Source organism: Bilophila sp. (assembly GCF_057864385.1).
The window spans coordinates 1-4,419 of record NZ_DBMAFI010000122.1; the positions used below are offsets into that span (position 1 = coordinate 1).

Here is a 4,419-nt window from a genome sequence, read left to right on the forward strand (position 1 = left end):
TTGCCGATACCGAGGATGGAGAGCAGACCGAAGGCTTCATCCTTCATGCCGACCAACTGCCCGACAAGCGGCAGCAGGAAGGAGGCGATCAGACCGAACAGCAGCACGCAGGCCAGGGCATTGATCACCTGTCCGCCCTTGGCCTTGAGCATCGGCATGAGGATGGCGGTGACGTGCGGATCGCCCGTGGCGAGCGCCCCGGCGATATCCCCGGCATGGCGATCGTCCACTCCCATGCGGCGGCCGAGCCAGATGGTGAACTGGGCGGTAAGCACCATGATGACAAAGGCAAAGATGATCATCGCCCAGCCCGCCTTGGTTGCGTGACCGAATACGAAGTGCGGCGCAAGCATGATGATGCCCAGCGGCATCAGCTTGTGAATATAGGAAAGACCGCGCTTCCAGCTGTCATGCACGCCGAACGTGTTGCCGATGATCAGGCCGAGAAGGAAGGGGTTCCACACAAAGTTGGAGTTGAGTATCTGAAACAGAGGCTGGCCGTTGATCGGGCCGATCACGGCGTCCAGATAATGGAACAGGTTTTCCAGCGTGAAGGGATTGGGCACCCCGGCCAGATTGTTGCTGAATATGGCGATGAAAAACATGGCCAGAAGACCGGGCAGCACCTCCTGGAAGCTGTAGCAACAGCTCAGGAAGGAACGACGCCGATCCTCATAGATATACGGGGTCTGACTCATTGGGTCTTTCTCCTGCGTGTTCGCGGTTTCCGGCTGCCCGATCCGGTTTGTGGCCGGATCGGGCAGTTCCGCGCGGATTTTCTGTGAACGTCCGCATTCCGGCCGGGCGCCGGGCGAATTGCATCGCCGCCGGCGCTCACCCGGCATGCTGCGCTATTGGAACTTGTGGGCCATCCATGCGTCGAGCCCGCGCTTCGCGTGCTCGTGGAGGCCGACTCTCCAGTATTCCTGGTAGGCGGAGCGTTCCAGCATGTTCGCGCGCAGGAAACCTTCCGTCGTACCGTTGACGCCCATGAGAACGTCCACGTTGTTGCGGGGGTTGAAGGCCAGATTGTCACTCTTGAACACGCGTCCCCTGACGACTGTTTCGATATGCCAGGCGTGGATCATCTCGCCATCGAAATTGTCCACGACGATGCTGAAGATGGGCTTGCCGTCCGCGCCCTTGGGGCCGTCATAACGGGGATTGTTCCTGTCGAGAACGATTTCCTCGCTGTTGTCGAACAGCAGCTCGTTCAGCTGATAGCAGTGCCCGCACACGTCGGAACGAACCATGAAACGGGAATCCGTGGGCAGGGGCTTTTCGTTTTCTAGATACAGAAGATTGACGTACGTCCACAGGGCGGCCTTGCCGTCCTCAAAGGGCTTTTCAATATCCATCTCGGCCATGACACGGTCATTCAGCGGACCGACCACGAGCTGAAGCCTGTTCACGATATCCTGATGCTGCGGCAGCAGGTTGCGCGCATGCTCGTCCAGCGGGCCAAGCACCCTGGTTTCAGCCTTGCCGTCCTTGTCGGCGATCTCCACGGTCACGGTTCCGGCGGCCTCGTCGAATGCAAGCACCTTCACCGTGCCCGCGCCGAGCCCGGCGCTCTCGCCCACGCCGAGCAGCACCCGCTTGGGTTCGGTATAGGTGTACTGGATGTTCTGGATAATCGGAGTGCCGAATTCCTTGATACGCATGTAGTTGTCGCCCACAAACTCGGGGATGATCCATGTGGAACCTTCACCGAACATGGGATGCACGCTGTAGCGGGTTCCGGGATCGGTGGGGTCGAGATTCTGCGCGAGCAGGAAGGGCGCGCCGAAGTTGTTGCCGGAGTACTTCACCACATTCACCAGCCCCATGGCGCGATCGTCAAGGAACTTGCGATCGGTGAAGCGCAGCATCTTGTTGTTTTCGCCCAGCGGCACGTCCTGCCAGTAAATGGGATGCAGCGAGCCTTCGGGCTGCAGCTTCCAGAAGTCAAGGTCAAAGTCCTTGCGCACGAAGGTGGCGGACTGGAAGGTGGCAATCCAGGCTTTCCTGCCGAGCATGTAGAAACTTTCGCCGCGCAGAGCGCGCACGTTGCGGCCGTTGCGCGAGGTATAGAACAGGCCCGCGCGCGGGATGACAATGCGATCATTGCGCCAGTCCACATAGCTGCCGCGGATGACCAGCCCTTCTGCGGAAACCAGGGCATCGCCCCGGCGGTTCTTCACGTTGGTGCGGTTGAAGCCGCGCAGCAGGCCGCCGAAGGGAGCCGTGGGATCAGGCGCGTTGAAAGCCATATTATCCATGGCCTGGGGGTGCGTGGTAAAGTGCGACCCCTGTACAACGATGCCGTATGTCTTGTCGGAGAGGCGGGTCAGGAAGCTGTCCTCCAGAATGGGGATCAGCGTGGGGGCGCGCCCCACGAAGAGGTCGATGTCCCTGCGCCCCTTCTTCCTGTCAAACACCATGTTGTCCGTGCGCTGGAAGAAGGCGTCACGCACATAGTACTCGCTCACGGTCTTGTCGTCGAAGCCACTGGCCACCAGCTTGAAGGCGGGGCGGTTCCACACTTCGGAGTACTTGATCGGACCGTCGAAACTGTTGCTGGAATCATCCAGAGTAAAGGGTTCGGCGTTTTCCAGTATGAGGCGCTGGAGCTTGCCGGTGAGCAGGTTGGCTTCAAGCCCCACCCTGTAGCGGGGGTCAAGCGGCCAGGGTTCTCCGTTCCTCACGGTGACAAGATCGTCATAAATCACAAAACTGAGCAGGCCGTCCGTCCAGCCGTAAGGAACATCATTGGACCAGGGGGTAAAGTCGGAATGCTTGAGATACTCCGGCTGCACCATGATTTCCACGCGCATGTTCTCTTCGGGGATGGAGAGGAAATATTCATCCTTGGCGTCGTCACGATCCTTGTAGCCCTGCGGGGTGACCGGACGGATCAGCTTTTCGCCCAGCACCTTGTCGCCGGAGAAGTCCGTCACGCGGACGAGAAAACCTTCCGGATGGCGGAAGGCATAGATGCGCTTGGTGCCGTACCAGCGGAAATCCTCCTGGCGCACATCCAGCACCCAGGGACGGCTCAGCGAGAAGGTGGCCTCGTCGATCACCGGATATTCCAGAGAATCAAAGGTCGCCTTGTCGAAATCATTGCTCTTGACGGTAAACTTGCTGGCCCCGTACCAGTAGTCAGGGTCGAGGTAATACTCGATCAACTGGGGGTTGAGGCCGTCTTTCATGTCCAGTTTGCGGATCTCTTCCATATGCGCGAACTGGTCGGACACGGTGAATTCCAGCGGCCAGTGCCCGGAAGGGGCGATGAGCGCCAGCTGGATGTAGGGCTTGTCATAATGGTCGGTGGAAAAGTCAAACCACAGACGGTATCCCGCCTTGTCCACCAGAACTTTTTCCCGTTTCGCGACCTTCACGTCGCGCACCGTGTTCCTGTGGCTTTTCAAATCCACAAGATAGGCATGCTCGCCAAGCACAAAGAAAGGATCGCGCATGAAGGGCGCGGCGTCTTCCTTCGTCTCCGAAATGTAGAAGAGACCGCCCGCGGGAACATGGGCCTTGCCGCCTTCAACCTTGCTCTGGCGCACGACCACACTTTCCGCCAGATGGCGAACCTGGCCGTACTGGTTCTTGAATGTCCTGGCCCGCAGCCCGCCCAGATCCGGAATGTAGGGCATGTCAGCGGCGGGTTGCAGTCCGTGCGGCGTCTCGGCTCCGGAAGCGGGCACCCCGGCGAGGCAGGACGCGCCCACCATCGCCCCGATCAGCAGGTTTTTCCATCGTCTCTCGAAAAACATAGAGGCTTCCTTGAGGCAAAAGGTTGGTGTTCGGAATTATAAAGCAAGAACCGTACCCGACGCAAAATTACCATGAAACTGCACATGGTTAGTTAAAGACATCCTGCCCCGCCTCCTTTTTCGTTTCCGCTTTGTGTGCGCCATGCCGCACACCCCGGCCGGGAGTCGCACACCCGCTCCGGCAATACCGGATGCCGGAGATTCTCAGCCCCTTCTTCAGAGCATTTTCGTTTTGAAAATGCTCCCGGAGTCAAGCGAAGCGAGACTGAAGCCGCGACGCCGGAGCAGCCGCAATTCACTTGCGGCGTAAAGCTTCGGCGGAGGAGTGAAGCCTGCGGGCCAGAACGCAGGGTCCTGGCCCGCAGATATTTTCAATAACAAAACGCTCATGACAAGACCCCCGCCGGAAACCGGCGGGGGTCTTGTCATGAGGCAAAACAAGGAAGCTCTGCCGGGCCAATCACTTCGCGGGAGCAGCTCCGGATGCGGAGGTGGCAGGGTCCTTTGCGGGAGTGTCCGCCGGAGCGGTTTCGGAAGCCCCGGGCTTTTCCCCGGCAGAAGCAGCATCCGCGGCATTATCGGCGGAGGCGTCCTCTTCCGGAGCGGGAGCAGGCTCCAGCGAAGGCAGCGGGCCGAAATCCACCTTTTCCTGATC

Annotated in this window: 2 protein-coding genes and 1 pseudogene; all 3 read right to left on the reverse strand. The window is 59.5% G+C overall.

The genetic code is table 11. The features are described from left to right. Nucleotides 1–698, reverse strand: a 698-nt coding sequence (locus tag ACZM8Y_RS17785) for a putative sulfate exporter family transporter (RefSeq protein WP_489501968.1), incomplete at its 3' end; no start/stop codon positions are given. Nucleotides 699–851: 153 nt separating this feature from the next. Continuing rightward, on the reverse strand, nt 852–3,764 hold the full coding sequence (locus tag ACZM8Y_RS17790; protein WP_489501969.1) for a hypothetical protein: 2,913 nt from the start codon (nt 3,762–3,764) through the stop codon (nt 852–854). A gap of 460 nt (nt 3,765–4,224) precedes the next feature. After that, nucleotides 4,225–4,419 (reverse strand): annotated as a pseudogene (locus ACZM8Y_RS17795) (hypothetical protein); the annotation flags it as partial.